Source organism: Nocardia puris, from assembly GCF_036051655.1.
Classification (GTDB): Bacteria; Actinomycetota; Actinomycetes; order Mycobacteriales; family Mycobacteriaceae; genus Nocardia; species Nocardia puris.
The window spans coordinates 5,398,390-5,413,740 of sequence record NZ_CP107943.1 but is presented as its reverse complement, the minus strand read 5'-3'; the positions used below and the strand labels follow the sequence as shown (position 1 = coordinate 5,413,740).

Here is a 15,351-nt window from a genome sequence, read left to right as displayed (position 1 = left end):
CCCGGCGCCACGGGACCTCACCCCGATGCCGACCGCGCGAGCACGAAGTCACGAAGGCGGCGGGCGAGCGCGGCGGGCTGGTCGAGCGGGATCAGCGTGTAACTGTCGTCCACCCAGGCGATTTCGGCGTTCGGCAGGGCGGCGGCGAGCGACTCCTCCTACGCGGCCCTGGCGCCCCTCGATCGGCAGGTCACCCGACTCGACCTACCCCTCACGACGACGAGTTCGTGATCTACCGCGTCGGTGGCGCGGGGTCGCCGGTCGGATGCCACCGCGCCTGGCAACCCACGGCCGGGCCGGGAGAACACGCGGTATCGCCGAGTTCGGTTGCCCGGCATACTTGTCCGAGAGGTGTCCGTTCGGGGCATGGGGAGGTCGAGCGCTGTGCGGGAGCAGGATTCGGACATCTTCGGCGATCTGATGGCGTGGGTCGAGGGTTATCTGAGCCCGGTCTACCGGCGCAAAGTCGGGGATGCCGGCGAGGCCGCCTGGTGCGCCGAGTGGTACCGGCATGCCGAGGCCGCCGTTCGGCTGGACGCGATGTGGCGCTCCTGGGAGTACTACCGCCACGATCGCACGCAGGGACTCAGCCTCTGGTTCCTGGACCACGCCGACGCGCACATGGCCGCACTGCTCGATCGGGCGGGTCCGTTCAAGCTGTGCGGCATCCGGGGCAGCCACCAGGATGCGCCGGTGCCGCCGAAACCACCCCCTCCTGATGCGGAACAGGACCACATCCACACCGGCGCAATAAGATTCGGCGTGGACTATCTGATCCCGGTGTATCGGGAACGCATCACCGATGCCGGCACCCGGTGGTGCCCCGAATGGTGGAAGCACGCCGAAGCCGTGGCGCGGCTGGAGGCGATGCGGCAATCCTGGGAGCACTTTCGCTCGACGGGTGGACCCGGCATGAGCGTCTGGCTGCTGGATCACGCGGACCCGCATATGAATACGCTGCTCGACCGATACGGTCCGTTCCGATACTGCCACCTGCACACCGGCCACCAGGACCGGCTCAGGCCCCTGCCGGTGGAGGCGCCGCCGCCGGAGATGTTCCTGGTCGCTCACGCCGAGCCCGAAACCGTCGCGGACGCATCGGAAACGAACATTCCCGTTGCCGCGGTGCCGACATCGGCCTACGACGACGTCGCCGAATTCGTCGAGAAGTATCTGAGCCAGGTGTACCGTCGACAGGTGTTCGACAGCGGCGACACCGTATGGTGCCCCCGGTGGTGGATGCACGCCGAAGCGGTGACACGCCTCGATTCCCTGCGGCGCGCCTGGGACCGCCACCGCTCGAACGAGGAGACCGGCGTGAGCACCTGGCTCCTGGATCACGTCGACCCGCACATGCGCCAACTGTTCGACCGGCGCGGCACGTTCAAGTTCTGTAGCGCACGCACCGGCCACGGCCACGCACTCAACCCGTTGCCGCTCACCCCACCGACCCCTGCGTCCTGGAATGACCCCTTCGACGGGCCCCCAAGGGATTCGAAGTCCGACAGCACCGGGCACAGCACCGCTACGCGGCCGCCGGAGCAACCGACACGCTGAACCAACCTGCCGTGAGGCGAAAGCGCCCGTTCCACCGCGTATTTCGAGCGAGCGCGGCGGCTCCGGGGACCGACCCGGAGCCGTCTCGGTCTAGTGCGCCGCGGAGTCCCAGCTGCGGCCCGTGCCCACGGACACGTCCAGGGGGACGGAGAGGGCGATGGCCGAGGACATGTTCTCGCGGGCGAGGGATTCCAGGGCCTCGCGCTCGCCGTCGGCTACTTCGAACACCAGCTCGTCGTGGATCTGGAGGAGCATGCGGGAGCGCAGGTTCGCCGCGCGGATCGCGTTGTGCACGTTGATCATCGCGACCTTGATGATGTCGGCGGCGGTGCCCTGGATGGGGGCGTTCAGGGCCATGCGCTCGGCGGCCTCGCGGCGTTGGCGGTTGCTGGAGTCCAGGTCGGGCAGGTAGCGGCGGCGGCCGAACAGGGTTTCGGTGTAGCCGACCTTGCGCGCCTGTTCGACCACCTCGTACAGGTAGTCGCGGATGCGGCCGAAGCGCGAGAAGTAGATGTCCATCTGCTCCTTGGCCTCGGTGGTGCTGATCTTGAGCTGGGCCGACAGGCCGTAGGAGCTCAGACCGTAGGCGAGGCCGTAGGACATGGCCTTGATGCGGCGGCGCAGCTCTGGGGTGACCTCGGCCAGCGGGATGTCGAACGCCTTGGAGGCGACGAAGGTGTGCAGGTCCTCGCCGGAGTTGAACGCCTCGATCAGCCCCTCGTCGCCGGACAGGTGCGCCATGATGCGCATCTCGATCTGGCTGTAGTCGGCGGTCATCAGTTCGGCGTAGCCGGCGCCGACGACGAAGGTGTCGCGGATCTCGCGACCGGTGTCGGTGCGGATCGGGATGTTCTGGAGGTTCGGCTCGGTGGAGGAGAGCCGTCCGGTGGCGGCGATGGTCTGGTTGAAGGTGGTGTGGATACGGCCGTCGTCGGCGACCGACTTGAGCAGGCCGTCCACGGTGACCTTCAGGCGGGTGGCGTCGCGGTGCGCGAGCAGATGTTCGAGGAACGGGTGCTGGGTCTTCTCGAACAGCGACTCGAGCGCGTCGGCGTCGGTGGTGTACCCGGTCTTGGTGCGCTTGGTCTTCGGCATGTCGAGCTCGTCGAACAGCACCACCTGCAACTGCTTCGGCGACCCCAGGTTGATCTGCTTGCCGATCACGCCGTAGGCGGCCTCGGCGGCCTCGCCGACCTTGTCGGCGAAACGGCGTTGCAGCGACTCGAGCTGCGGCACGTCGACGGCGATGCCCGCCTCCTCGAGCGTGGCCAGCACACCCAGCAGCGGCAGCTCCATATCGGTGAGCAGCGCGGTCGACTCGATGCGCTCCAGTTCCTCGTCCAGGGCGGCCGCCAGGTCCAGGACGGCGCGGGCGCGCAGCATCTCGCCCCTGGCCACCTCGGCGTCGACGGTCTCCTCGTCGTCCAGCAGCGACAGCTGCGGTTCGGCCTCGGTCTCCGCGCGCAGCTCGCGGTGCAGGTAGCGCAGCGAGAGATCGTCGAGGTTGAAGCTGCGCTGGCCGGGGCGCACCAGATACGCGGCCAGCGCGGTGTCGGAGGTCAGGCCCGCCAGGGTCCAGCCGCGCCCGCGCAGCGCGTGCCCGGCGGCCTTCGCCTCGTGCAGCGCCTTGGGCACGGCGGGATCGGCCAGCCACGCGCCGAGCGCCGCCTCGTCCTCGGGCGTGAGGACTGTGACGTCGATGTAGCCGCTCTCCCCGTCGGCGGCGGCGATGGCCAGCGCCTTCACGTCGCCGTGCACCGGCGTACCGGTGCCGACCACCGAGACACCGTGGCGCGCACCGGCTTTCGCGTGCTCGGCGAGCCATTCGGCGACCGCGCCCACGGCCAGCGCGCCACCGGAGATCTCGAAACCGGACTCGGCCTCGGGCTCCGGCGGGGCCAGCGTCTCGAACAGCCGGTCGCGCAGCACGCGGAATTCGAGGTCGTCGAAGAGCTGGTGGATCTTCTCCCGGTCCCACGGTCCCTGCGCCAGCTGCTCCGGCGTGTACGGCAGCGGCACGTCCTTGACCATCTCGGTGAGCTGGCGGTTGAGCACCACGCTGCTCAGGTTGGCGCGCAGCGCGTCGCCGACCTTGCCCTTCACCTGGTCGACCTTGTCCACCAGATTCGTCAGGTCCCCGTACTCACGGATCCATTTGGCGGCGGTCTTCTCGCCCACCCCCGGGATGCCGGGCAGGTTGTCGCTCGGGTCGCCGCGCAGCGCCGCGTAGTCGGGGTACTGGGCCGGGGTGAGCCCGTATTTGGTCATGACCTCCTCGGGGGTGAACCGGGTGAGGTCGGAGACGCCCTTGCGCGGGTAGAGCACGGTGACGTCGTCGGTGACCAGCTGGATGGAGTCGCGGTCGCCGGTGACGATGAGCACGCGGAAGCCCTCGGGCACGGCCTGGGTGGTGAGCGTGGCGATCACGTCGTCGGCCTCGAACCCGTCGATGGCCATGACGGGGATGCCGAGCGCGCCGAGCACGTCCTTGGTGAGCTCCACCTGGCCGCGGAACTCGTCGGGCGTCTGCGAGCGGTTCGCCTTGTACTCCGGGTAGGCCTCGGTGCGGAACGTCTTGCGCGACACGTCGAACGCGGCCGCGACGTGCGTGGGCTTCTCGTCGCGCAGCAGGTTGATGAGCATGGCGGTGAAGCCGTACACGGCGTTGGTGGTCTGGCCGGTGACGGTCTTGAAGTTCTCCGCGGGCAGCGCGAAGAACGCGCGGTAGGCGAGCGAATGCCCGTCCAGCAACAGCAGGGTCGGCCGGTCCCCCGAGCCGGAGGCGCCGGAGGCGGCGGTGGGACGCGAGGCGGTTGTGGGTGAGCTCACCCACCAGAGTGTAGGGACCGGCACCGACAAGCCGGAACGCCGCCGCCGCACCGGTGTGCCGCGCCGGTCACGCCACGTTCTGCTCGGCCGCGTACCAGGTGTTGCACTCGAAGGCGTCGCCCTTGTCCGAGCCCCACTTCCACCAGCCCCACGCGTTGTCGTCGCGCGCGCCGCGGGTGTGGCGCGCCGCCTCCTGCCAGGTCGGGCGGTCCAGGTCGCCGCGGCCGTCGTTGACGCCGAAGAACATGCCGGCGAAGCAGCCCGCCTGCAGTTCCAGCCTGCGGCCGAGCAGCGCGCCCTCGCCGCCCTCCCAGCCGAGGTCGGTGCGGTGGTCCCGGTAGGCGCGGTCGACGCCGATGAGGTTCTGGACGTGATGGGCGTACTCGTGGGCGAGCAGCGCCAGCTGCGCGCCGCGCCGCGAACCGGCGACCGTCGGACGGGACGCGTCGAGCGGGATGACGATGGTCTCGCTCACCGCGCAGTAGAAGGCCTCGGGCCGGTCCGCGCCGCACGAGGCGCGCGCCACCTCGGCGGAGTTGGGCACGTTCAGGCGCGGGGCGCGGAACGGCAGGCCCGCCCCGCGCAGCGCCGGTTCCCACGCGGCGTCCAGACAGGTGAGCGCCGCGGTGTAGAAGGCCTGCGCCGCGCCGGAGGTGTCGCGCCACGCGGGCAGCGCGCAGTCGACGCGGCCGAGCCCGGCGTGCTGGGCGAAGAGCGGATGGTCGGCCAGCGCGTACACCGGACGGGTGGGCGCGGCCCCGGTGCCGTCCGGACCGGCCAGCGGCGCGTGCGGGGCGGCCGGTGCGGCGTCGCCCACGGGCGGGGCCGAATCCGACACCACACCGGGGAAACCGGGACCCGAGGACTGCGCGGCGGCCGAGCCGAGCGACGCCGCGAGCGCGTCGGCCTCGGGCGGACCGCCGTCGCGCACCACCACACTCACGGCCACGACCAGCCCCACCACGGCGCACACCGCCCACACCAGCGCCCCGGGGCGCCCGGGTCTGCGCCATCGAATCGTCAACGGCCTGTTCATGTTCCCCCCGATGTCAGGCGTCAAACTTCATATATGGAACCGGACGAACCCCGGGCCCGCAACTCCTACGTCCGGATCAGTGCGCTGACCGGGGGCCGCGCGGCGCACGGGATCGCGCCGCCGCTGCCGGACCGCGCAACGCCGGCGGCCGTCCCACCCGGATCACCCCCGTGCGGACCGCACGCACCTCGCCCGGCCACACCCGGATCACCACCGTGCGCCGCCGACACCGTCAGAGCGCGGCGACCAGTTCCCTCAGCACCGGCAGGCTCACCGATCCCGAGCCCAGCACCGCGTCGTGGAACGCCTTGATGTCGAACGCCGCGCCCAGCCGCTCGCGCGCCGCCGCCCGCTGTGCGCGGATCTCCAGCTGGCCGACCTTGTAGCTCACCGCCTGTCCCGGCATGGCGATGTAGCGGTCGACCTCGACGGTGATCTCGCCGAGCCCGACCGGCGTGTTCGCGACCATGAAGTCGATGGCCCGCTGCCTGCTCCAGCCCATCGCGTGCAGGCCGGTGTCCACGACCAGCCGGCAGGAGCGCCACGAATCGGCGGCGAGCATGCCCATGCGCGCGAGATCGTCCTCGTACAAACCCATTTCGTCGGCCAGGCGTTCGGTGTAGAGCGCCCAGCCCTCCACGAACGCGGTGTTGGCGAAAGACTGGCGCTGGAAACGCGGCAGGTGCTCGAGTTCGGTCGCGATGGTGAGTTGCAGATGATGGCCGGGGATCGCCTCGTGATACGCCACGGCGGCGGTTTCGAAGCGGCCCCGGTCGGTGGGTTCGTGCAGATTCACGAAATAGGTTCCGGGGCGCGATCCGTCGGCGGCGGGCGGGAAGTAGTAGGCGGCGGGCGTGTCGGCGGCCAGGAAGTCGGGGACGGCGACGATCTCGCAGTCCTGCTTCGGCAACCGCCCGAACCAGTCGCCCATCTCCGCGCCCGCGGCGGCGAGGCAGCGGCGGGCGTCGGCCATGATCTCGTCACCGCTGACGTAGCGCAGGTCCGGATCCTCGCGCAGCCTGGCGAAGATCTCGGCTTGCTCGGAGGTGCCGAACACGCGCGTACCGATCGCCGCGTATTCCGCACGCAGCGAGTCGATCTCGGAGAGGCCGAGTTCGTGGATCCGCTCCGGTCCCAGGTCGGACAGGGTGGTGTGGCGGCGCAGCTGACGCTCGTAGATGTCGGTGCCGTCGTCACCGAGCCAGCACAGACCGGGACGCTCATCGGGACGCGCGGCGGGCAACAGTTCGCCGGCCAGTACGGCTCGGTAGCGAGCGAGGGCGGGCCGGATCACCTCGGCGGACACTTCGGCCAATTCGGCGCGCCACTGCGCTTCCCCGTCCCAGTTCGGCGGCCCGGCCGGCGTGACGAACGGGTCGGCGGCGGGATCGGTGGCGAGGTAACCGTCGAGCTGGTTCACCGAGCGTTCGATCGCGATCCGCGCCGGTGTGCGCCCCGCCGCGAGTCCGTCGCGGAACCGCGCGGTCGCCTGGTCGAGCATGGTGCCGAACTGCCGGTGCCGCCGCACCAGCGCGCGGGCGTGCTCGGGCTCCGGGGCGCTCATCTGGGGCGCCGCCGTGAGCAGTTCGGCGTGCACGCCCGCCATCTGGCCGGACGCGAGTTCGACCGGCCGCCACTCCAGATGCGCGACGGCCGTGGACAATTCGCCCCGCAGCAGCGCGTGCGTGGTGCGGTCCTGCGGCGTCGATCCGGATGTGTCGAGCGCGTCGACGCGCGCGAGCACGGCCCGCAGTTCGCCGAGATGAGCGCGCTCGGCGTCCACCGACAGGTCCTCGACGCGGTCGTCGAAGCGGTGGTCGCCGAGCAGCGTGGCGAGGCTCGGCGCCGCCGCCAGCGTCGCGTCCCAGTAGCGATCGGCCAGTGTCCGCAGCTCGTCGTCCATGCGGGCATCTTCCCTCGAGACGACGAGCCGCGGCACCGGCTTTTCGCTACCCCACGCCCAGGTAGGCCGACTTCACCGCGGGGTCGGTGAGCAAGTGCCTGCCCGCACCGGTCTTGGTGACCTCGCCGGTCTCCAGGATGTAGGCGCGGTCGCTGCGGGCCAGCGCCTGCTGGGCGTTCTGCTCGACCAGCAGCACCGTGGTGCCCTGCTGGTTGATCTCGCCGATGATCCGGAAGATCTGCTGGATCACCATGGGCGCCAGGCCCATCGACGGCTCGTCCAGCAGCAGCAGGCGCGGGCGCGCCATCAGGGCCCGGCCGATGGCCAGCATCTGCTGTTCACCGCCCGAGAGCGTGCCGCCGACCTGCTTGCGGCGCTCCTGGAGACGCGGGAACAGCTCGAGCACCCAGTCCAGCGTCCTCCGGTACTCGGCCTTCTGCGCGAATGTGCGCCCGTAGCACCCCATGTCGAGGTTCTCCTGCACCGTCATGCCGGGGAACACCCCGCGGCCTTCCGGCGCCTGGATCAGCCCCTCACCGACGCGTTCGTGGGCCTTCATCCTGGTGATGTCGCGGCCCTCGAACTTGATGGTGCCCTTGGTGAGCGGCAGCAGACCCGACAGCGCGCGCATGGTCGTGGTCTTGCCCGCGCCGTTGGCGCCGAGCAGGGTGACCAGCTCGCCGTCGGCCACGCGCAGCGAAACCCCGTGCAGCGCCTGGATTCTGCCGTAGTTGACGACCATGTCCTCGACTTCGAGCAGCGGGGTTCCGGTGCTCTCCGTGAGGGTGGACGGCTCCTCCGGGGTGGACGGTTCCTTCGTGACGCTGACCGCTCCCCCGGTGGGCTTCGAGGGCTGATCGCCGGAGTCCGCAGTACCGGAATCGCCGGCAGGACCCACCGATTCGCTGTCGGCCGAAGCGGATTCGCCCTCGGGCGAATCACCCTCGGCGCCAGCCGATTCACTCCCGGCACCCGCCGATTCCCCAGCCGCCGAACCGGATTCGGCCTCCTCGTCCGGCACACCCAGATACGCCGCGATGACCGACGGGTCCTCGCGGATCTCCGCGGGCAGCCCGTCGGCGATCTTGCGCCCGAACTCGAGCACCACGATCCGGTCGGTCACGCCCATGACCAGCCGCATGTCGTGCTCGATGAGCAGTACGGTGAAGCCGTCGTCGCGGATCTTGCGGATCAGGTCCATCAGCGCCGACTTCTCGGCCGGATTGAACCCGGCGGCGGGCTCGTCCAGGCAGAGCAGCTTCGGCTCGGTGGCCAGCGCGCGGGCGATCTCCAGGCGGCGCTGATCGCCGTAGGAGAGGTTGCGCGCCTTCTCCACCGCGCGCGGCGCGATCCCGACGAACTCGAGCAGCGCCATACCGCGCTCGATGGCGTCGCGCTCCTCGGCCCGGTGGCGCGGGGTGCGGAAGATCGCGCCCGGCACCGAGGTCTTGTGCCGGGCGTCGGTGCCCACCACCACGTTCTCCAGCGCCGTCATCTCCCCGAACAGCCGCACGTTCTGGAAGGTGCGGGCGATGCCGAGGCGGGTGATGACATTGCGCTTGGTCTTGCCCAGCGGCTGACCGTCGAAGATCACCGTGCCCGCCGTCGGCCGGTACACGCCGGTGATGGCGTTGAAGCAGGTGGTCTTGCCCGCGCCGTTCGGCCCGATCAGGCCCAGGATCTCCCCGCGGCGGATCTCGAAGCTCACGTTGTCGAGCGCGGTGAGGCCGCCGAACTTGACCGTGAGCCCCTCGGTGCGCAGCAGCGGCTCACCGACGGCGGTCTCGATCTCGCGGTGCGGCGCGACGACCTCGGCGACGGTCTCCTCGTCGGCCAGCGACGGCAGCACCGCGGTGACGTCGACCTCGCCCGCGCTCTCGACCTCCGGCGGCTTCTGGTAACCGGCGGCCATGTCCTCGTTGTCGAACAGCGCGTCACCCGCGCCCGGCCCCGTCATTTGCCCACTCCGATCGGCTCGACCTCGGGCTTGCGCACGGCCTGGTAGACCTGCCTGCCGTAGGTGAGCAGTTTCTGCCGCACCGGGAACAGACCCTGCGGACGCAGGATCATCATCACCATCAGTGCCACACCGAAATACAGATACTTGAGGTCGCCGAGCGACTGCGCGCCGCCCATCCGGAACAGCAGCACGCTGCCGATCAGCAAGGCGCCCGCGATACCGGTGAACACCAGCCCGGCTATCACCCCGCGTCTCGGCCACGGACTGAGTTTCTGGCCCATCCGCTGCCACACGACCATCAGGCCGATGAACACGGCCACGTCCAGGATCAACAGGATGTAGCCGGTGGTCTCGTCGTCGACCAGGCGCACCGAGGCCAACCGGTCGGGCAGATAGGCCACCAGGAACGCGCCGACGATGACGCCCAGCTTGTTGCCCTGGCCGCCGATGACGACCGCGCAGAGGAACAGCATCGAGTTGATGATGTCGAACCGCGACGGACTCACGAACTGCACCTGCCCGGCGTAGAGCGCGCCGGAGATGCCGCCGACGGCCGCGCCGATGAGGAACGCCCACAGCTTGTACTTGAAGGTCGGCACGCCCATGATCTCGGCGGCGTCCTCGTCCTCGCGGATGGCCACCCACGCGCGGCCCACCCGGCTGCGCTCGAGGTTGCCGACCACCAGCAGCACGATCACCACGAGCGCGATGCCGAACCAGTACCAGTAGGTGCCGTAGCTGGCCCGATCCAACAGGTTCGCGCTGTCGGGGTCGCCGGTGTTGCCCGCGGAGAACACGCCGTTGGGGTGTGCCTCGGACTCGCCGATGCGCGGGTAGGCGACCTCGGACAGGCCGAGGCTGCCGTTGGTGATCTCGCCCAGGTTGTCGGCCATGAGGCGCACGATCTCGCCGAAGCCGAGCGTCACGATGGCCAGGTAGTCGCCGCGCACGCGCAGCGCCGGTGACCCGAGGATGAGACCGGATATGCCGGTCACCACGATCGCGATGGGCAGGCAGGCCAGCCACGCCCAGCTCGGGTTCAGCCAGCCGCCGTCGGTCTGGTTCCACGGACTGTTCGGGCTGGTGAGCAGCGCGACCGTGTAGGCGCCGACGGCGTAGAAGCCTACGTAGCCGAGGTCGAGCAGGCCGGTCTGCCCGACCACGACGTTGAGGCCGATGGCGATGAGCGCGAACATCGCGACCTTTGCCATGACCAGGCCGAAGTTGTAGCCGGGGGTGTCCAGCAGCGGCGGCGGGAACAGCGGCAGCAGCGCGAGCGCGATGATCGCGGGCACGCCGACCGCCCACTGCGCGGGCCTGCTCAGCCCGTCCCACCAGGAACGGATGGCATCGCCGACGCCGCGCGGCGGCGGCTGCTTGGGTTCGATCGGCGCCGGGATGGCGGTGGTGGTGTCGGTCATGCTCGTGCCCTCCCGAGGCTCTCGCCGAGGATGCCCGTCGGGCGCACCATCAGCACCACCACCAGCACCACGAACGCGACCACGTCACGCCACTGGGTGCCGAAGAACATCTGCCCGTACTGCTCGACCACGCCCAGCAGCAGACCGCCGAGCAGCGCGCCGCGCAGGTTGCCGATGCCGCCGAGCACCGCGGCGCTGAACGCCTTGATGCCGAGGATGAACCCGCCGGAGTAGATGATCGCGGACGGGATCTTGATGACGTACAGCGTGGCCGCCGCGCCCGCGAGCAGACCGCCGATGAGGAACGTCAGCATGATCACCCGTTCCCGCGAGACGCCCATCAGCGTCGCGGTGTCCGGGTCTTGGGCGACCGCGCGGATACCGCGGCCGAATTTCGTTCTGTTGATGAGCATTTCGGTGGTCAGGGCGAGCACCACCGCGGCCGCGACGATGAGGATCGCGATATTGGTGATGTCGGCGCCGCCGAAGCTGAACAGCGTGGTCTGCTCCACCAGCCGCACCGGCTGCTGGGCGTTCGGGCCGCCCAGATCCGAGTTGATCTTGGGGAGCACGAACAGCACGAACTGCTGGATCACGAACGACGCGCCGATCGCCGTGATCAGGAAGGCCAGCGGTTTCGCGCCGCGTTTACGCAGCGGCCGATACGCCACCCGCTCCAAGCCGACCGCCGCGCCGCCGGAGACGAGCATGCCCACGATCATCGCCGTGCCCAGGTACACGACCGTCAGGAACACGCCCTGGTCGTACACGTCGGGTCCGGCGGCGAAGCCGAGCAGCATCAGGCCGACCAGCTGCCCGAACATGCCCAGCATGAATATTTCCGAATGGGCGAAGTTGATGAGCCGCAGCACGCCGTAGACCAAGGTGTAACCCACCGCGACCAGCGCGTAGATGGATCCATAGGTCACGCCGTCCACGGTCAGTCGCCAGAACTGGTCGACCACGCCCTGGAAGTTGAACTCGATCGAGCTGGCCAACAAGGCCGTGCTCGCCGCAGCTGTCGATGTCATTCGTCGTTCGCCCTCACACCCTGATGCCCCTGAAGACAGCGGCACGTACCGGGACGCACGTCCCGGTACGTGCCGCGAGTTCCCTTGTCCCTACTTGACTTCGTAGATCCAGATCAGCGCGTTCGACAATTCGCCATCGGCGTTCCACTGGTAGTCGCGCGCCAGACCCGCGCCCTGGTACGTGCGGACGTACTCGAGCAGATCGGGGCGGGTGACCTTACCGCCGTCGATGCCCTTGGCCAGGATCGTGGTCAGGTCATATGCCTCGACCGAGTAGACGCCGGGCGCCTGACCGATCAGGGCCTCGTACTCCTTGGTGAACTCTTCCGGGGCCGGTCCACAGGGGCAGGAGAGCGTCGCGCCCGTCGCGGAATTGCCCGCCTGTGCCACGAACTGCGGATCGTTGGTACCGTCCGCGGACACGAACGCCGCGTCCACGCCGCCCGACTTCAACTGCTGCGCCAGCGGCGCCGCCTCGGCGTAGTAGCCGGAGAAGAACACCGCGTCCGGATTCGCCGCCGCGACCTTGGTGACGGTCGCCGAGAAGTCCTTGTCACCCTTCTTGATGCTCGCCGAGCACGAGGCGTCGGCCGCCGCGCCCAGGCCCGCGGTGATCGAAGCCGCCAGGCCCACACCGTAGTCGGTGTTGTCCTGGATGACGCAGACCTTGCCGTAGCCCGCGGTGTTCACCAGGTACTTGGCCACCGAGGGGCCCTGCACCCCGTCGTGGGCCAAGCCGCGGAAGAACGACGTCCAGCCGTTCTTGGTGAGCGTCTCGTTGGTCGCCGACGACGACACCGCCACCAGGCCCGCGTCGCTGAGCAGGTTGCCGGTCGCCTTCGTCTCACCCGAGAACGCCGGGCCGACCAGGCCGATGATGGTGGGGTCGTTGATGATCTCGGGGATCACCGAGGTGGCCTTCTGCGGGTCACCCTCGGTGTCGAACTGCTTGAGGGTGATCTGACATCCCGCATTGGCCTTGTTGTGCTGGTCGAGTGCCAGCTTCACGCCGTTGACGATATTGATGCCGAGCGCCGCGTCGGGGCCGGTGAGCGCACCCGCCATCGCGATGGACGTGCCCGCCGGGCAGGTCGCCGAACCGTCACCGGCCGGGTCGGCCGCGTTCGAGGCGTCCGCCGCCGGGACTTCCTTGCCCTCGGAATCCACCTGGACCACCGGCTGGATGGACAGCCCGCCGGCGCCCGAGCCCGTGGCGTCGGAATCGCTTCCGGTCGATTTCTCGCTGCATCCCGTCAACGCCAACGCCGCAGCGGCACCGATGACCAAAACGCTCCGCGTCGAACGACTGCGCCATGTCGAACTAAGCACGTCTCACCTCTACGTCCTGTGCTCCCCCGGCAAACCCGAGGGGGCCGACCACGTCGGCCCGGTCAGAACATAGCGTCGGCACGTTAGTTCCGCATCACATTCGGATCATACGGACGGCTTCGTGTCGAATTCTTTTTGTCGATCGGGTTTCGGTCGCGTTAAATCACCACAGCCGGACACCGCCGAGGGGGCGCACCTCACTTGGGTGCGAGATTCTCCAGCACGACCTCGGCAACCGCCTTCATCGTAGTCCGGCGGTCCATCGCCGTGCGCTGAATCCACTTGAACGCCTGCGGTTCGGACAGGCCCTGCGTCTGCATCAGCACGCCCTTCGCGCGCTCCACCAGTTTGCGGGTCTCGAGCCGGTCGGCCAGATTGGCGACCTCGCTCTCCAACGCGGTGATCTCGTGGAAACGGCTGGCCGCCAACTCGATCGCGGGCACCAGATCCGACTTCGTGAACGGCTTCACCAGATACGCCATCGCACCCGCGTCGCGCGCCCGCTCCACCAGGTCGCGCTGGCTGAACGCCGTCAGGATCACCACCGGCGCAACACGTTTCGACGCGATCTCGGCCGCGGCGTCGATACCGTCGCGGCGCGGCATCTTCACGTCCATGATCACCAGGTCGGGGCGATGCTCCACCGCCAGATCCACCGCCTGCTGGCCATCGCCCGCCTCACCGACGACCTGATAGCCCTCCTCGGTCAGCATCTCCACCAGGTCCATGCGGATGAGCGCCTCGTCCTCGGCCACGACGACCCGCTTCGCCCCGGCGTCCTTCTTCGTGCCGGCGCCCCCTGCTGCTGTGCTCATAGGTAGACCCCTCTGGTTGCGATGCCTGTCCCGACACACGCGAATGGGGCTGAGACGATCTCCTTCACCGCCTCGCCCCACCCGGCACGCCGTCGAGTGATGTAGAGAGTACCGTTCACCCGACCCCGCAACGCATATACCCTGCGTAAAGACCCATACCGTGGCGCGCGCCACAACCCGTTTGGCTCCGGGGGCCCGCCACCGGCTATAGTTCTCAACCGGTGCGCCGGGTTGGCGGAACTGGCAGACGCGACGGTCTCAAAAACCGTTGTCCGAAAGGACGTGTGGGTTCGAGTCCCACACTCGGCACCAGCCTCGTAGCCGGCTCGCGCTCGCGGAGAGCGCGAGCCGTTCTCGTCTGGTCGTGTTCTCCGGGGGTGCAACCCCCGGGCCCCGCCCGGCGGGGCTTCGCCCCCGGACCCCCCTTGGTGGGTGGTTGCGTTGGCGGGTAAGTCGCGTTTCTGGACTGCACCCGAACGCCTGTTCAACACCGACAGGACTGCTCAATTGTCATCTGCGCCGTCGGGGTGTCGGCGTTGGATTCCGACCGCCATTGTGGGTCTGTCCGGTTTAGTACGTTTCTTTCGCCAGTGTTCGGATTCCGGACTTTTGGCCGGCATTCTTTCCTATCGGGTGGCAATGGCTGTCGGCTTTTGTTCATTGATCTCATGGCGGGGCCGCTCCATATGGCGCAGATTGTGCTGGGCGGAGGCCGATCGTGTCGTGTGGGCCGCGCCGAGAGTCCATTGTTCGGGTGCCCGGCGGCGGGCGGGGTGGTGGCGGTTGCCTCTGGATTGCCCTTCCGGTTTGTCAGTGGGGCTGGACGGGGTGGGTGGGGGTTTTGAACCGGGGCGGGGTGTGGGACGTGGACGGACGTAGGGTGGAAGAGAGCCCGAGTGCGGAGGTTGCGGCTATGCGGGTGAACAGGACGACCGTGGATTTGGCGGGGTATCCCGACCTCGTTGTCGTATATCTCGGCATGCGGGTGCGCAAGCCGCGGGGGATGTTGCGGCTCCTGGGGATCGGGCCGAAGCTGTACCGGTCGCACAAGGACCGGCCCGACGGGTTGCTGGCGCACGAAGACGTGGTCTGGGGACTCTTCCCACCGCACTGGGGCGCGCGCCAGTACTGGCGCGATCTGGACAGCCTGGAACGCTGGACCCGCTCCGACCCGCACCGGCAGTGGTGGACCCAATTCCTCAAGGACTCCGGCGGCACCGGGTTCTGGCACGAGGCGTACTTCGCCCGCGGCGGCATCGACGCCATGTACGACGACATGGCGCCCGCCACCGGCCTCGCCCGCTTCGCGCCCGTCGTCGCCTCGCGCGGACCGATGTTCTCCACGCGCGGGCGGGTGCACGGCGAACAGCCGAAGGCGCCGCCGGTGGTCACCGAATCCGCTTACTACCGAAGCGAATCCGACTGACTCGCTTCGATCCGAAGCCGGGCGGTGAGCGTTCCCTCGGATCA

At 69.1% G+C, this 15,351-nt stretch carries 10 protein-coding genes, 1 tRNA gene and 1 pseudogene; 3 read left to right on the top strand and 9 right to left on the bottom strand.

All coding sequences use genetic code 11. The features are described from left to right. Window positions 1-366 precede the first annotated feature (366 nt). Window positions 367-1,557, top strand: a complete 1,191-nt coding sequence (locus OHB21_RS24885; RefSeq protein WP_228791442.1) for a DUF4913 domain-containing protein — start codon at window positions 367-369, stop codon at window positions 1,555-1,557. A gap of 90 nt (window positions 1,558-1,647) precedes the next feature. Here OHB21_RS24885 and polA read toward each other — a convergent pair whose 3' ends face one another. The 9 genes and pseudogenes from polA to OHB21_RS24840 all read right to left on the bottom strand — a co-directional run bounded on the left by polA (window position 1,648) and on the right by OHB21_RS24840 (window position 13,881). Further along, complete coding sequence (gene polA, locus OHB21_RS24880; RefSeq protein WP_195125834.1) at window positions 1,648-4,386, bottom strand: DNA polymerase I; 2,739 nt, start codon at window positions 4,384-4,386, stop codon at window positions 1,648-1,650. Window positions 4,387-4,453: 67 nt separating this feature from the next. Then, on the bottom strand, window positions 4,454-5,410 hold the full coding sequence (locus OHB21_RS24875; RefSeq protein ID WP_147265854.1) for a neutral zinc metallopeptidase: 957 nt from the start codon (window positions 5,408-5,410) through the stop codon (window positions 4,454-4,456). Window positions 5,411-5,654: 244 nt separating this feature from the next. Further along, entirely contained in the window at window positions 5,655-7,325 is a 1,671-nt protein-coding gene (locus OHB21_RS24870; protein ID WP_067507120.1) for a DUF885 domain-containing protein, read from the bottom strand. Window positions 7,326-7,371: 46 nt separating this feature from the next. Then, window positions 7,372-8,067, bottom strand: a complete 696-nt coding sequence (locus OHB21_RS37765; protein WP_228791473.1) for an ABC transporter ATP-binding protein — start codon at window positions 8,065-8,067, stop codon at window positions 7,372-7,374. A 264-nt stretch (window positions 8,068-8,331) separates the two neighbouring features. Continuing rightward, a pseudogene (locus OHB21_RS37760) lies at window positions 8,332-9,282 on the bottom strand (ABC transporter ATP-binding protein); the annotation flags it as partial. Next, complete coding sequence (locus OHB21_RS24855) at window positions 9,279-10,706, bottom strand: branched-chain amino acid ABC transporter permease (RefSeq protein ID WP_067507122.1); 1,428 nt, start codon at window positions 10,704-10,706, stop codon at window positions 9,279-9,281. The gene OHB21_RS24855 and the pseudogene OHB21_RS37760, both read right to left, overlap by 4 nt. After that, window positions 10,703-11,737, bottom strand: a complete 1,035-nt coding sequence (locus OHB21_RS24850) for a branched-chain amino acid ABC transporter permease (RefSeq protein WP_067507125.1) — start codon at window positions 11,735-11,737, stop codon at window positions 10,703-10,705. Before OHB21_RS24850 ends, OHB21_RS24855 begins: the two co-directional genes overlap by 4 nt. Window positions 11,738-11,827: 90 nt before the next feature. Next, window positions 11,828-13,024, bottom strand: a complete 1,197-nt coding sequence (locus OHB21_RS24845; protein WP_067507127.1) for a branched-chain amino acid ABC transporter substrate-binding protein — start codon at window positions 13,022-13,024, stop codon at window positions 11,828-11,830. Between the two features lie 239 nt (window positions 13,025-13,263). Further along, the gene (locus tag OHB21_RS24840; protein WP_067507129.1) at window positions 13,264-13,881 is read right to left on the bottom strand and encodes an ANTAR domain-containing response regulator; all 618 of its coding nucleotides are present in this window, start codon (window positions 13,879-13,881) and stop codon (window positions 13,264-13,266) included. A 225-nt stretch (window positions 13,882-14,106) separates the two neighbouring features. Between OHB21_RS24840 and OHB21_RS24835 the strand changes: the two genes are divergently transcribed. Then, window positions 14,107-14,193, top strand: a tRNA-Leu gene (locus OHB21_RS24835). Window positions 14,194-14,794: 601 nt separating this feature from the next. Beyond that, on the top strand, window positions 14,795-15,307 hold the full coding sequence (locus OHB21_RS24830; protein WP_067507131.1) for a monooxygenase family protein: 513 nt from the start codon (window positions 14,795-14,797) through the stop codon (window positions 15,305-15,307). The last annotated feature ends 44 nt before the right edge of the window (window positions 15,308-15,351 follow it).